Origin of the sequence: Acidiluteibacter ferrifornacis (assembly GCF_009909615.1) — a bacterium.
Taxonomy (GTDB): domain Bacteria; phylum Bacteroidota; class Bacteroidia; order Flavobacteriales_E; family Vicingaceae; genus Acidiluteibacter; species Acidiluteibacter ferrifornacis.
Genome location: NZ_WWNE01000019.1, coordinates 1 through 584 on the forward strand (window position 1 = coordinate 1; position 584 = coordinate 584).

Sequence of the window (584 nt, forward strand, 5' to 3'; positions counted from 1 at the left end):
TATCCACAAACATTTGATGTGTTAACAGATGGAGCAACAGATTTTTCACCAATCAATTGGACTCCAATAAATGCAGGAGCTTTTGATTGGAGAGCAGAAACAGGTTCTACTAGTTCTGGTAGCACAGGTCCTAATGCACCGCATAATGGAGTTGGAACCTATATTTACTCAGAAGCATCTTCAGGAACAACCGGAGATACCATCTACCTAGAGTCTACTTGTATAGATATTACTCCTGTAAATGGAGCGAATAGCTCAACAAGAGTGGATTACTGGTATCACATGTATGGTCAGAGCATCATAGCATTAGGATTAGATATTGATTCAGCAGGACAATGGGTTACAATAGATACCTTACTTGGTCAAAAGCAAGGTGCTATTACTGATACCTTTAAGTTAAGAAGCTTAGATTTGAGTGCTTACCAAAATTTAGGGGTTACTACATTTAGATTCTGGACAATTAAAGGTGCGTCCTTCTATGGAGACGTTGCTATAGATGACTTTAGAGTGTATGACACTGTAGGGGTGAATTTAGCAATGGACTCTATAGTATCACCAACTTCAAACTGTGGATTGTCAGCTTC

The 584-nt window shown here is 39.0% G+C and carries 1 protein-coding gene; it reads left to right on the forward strand.

Going from position 1 to position 584, the window contains the following annotated elements:
- The coding region (locus GQN54_RS15270) for a hypothetical protein (protein WP_207554933.1) at positions 1 to 584 on the forward strand (584 nt) is incomplete at both ends.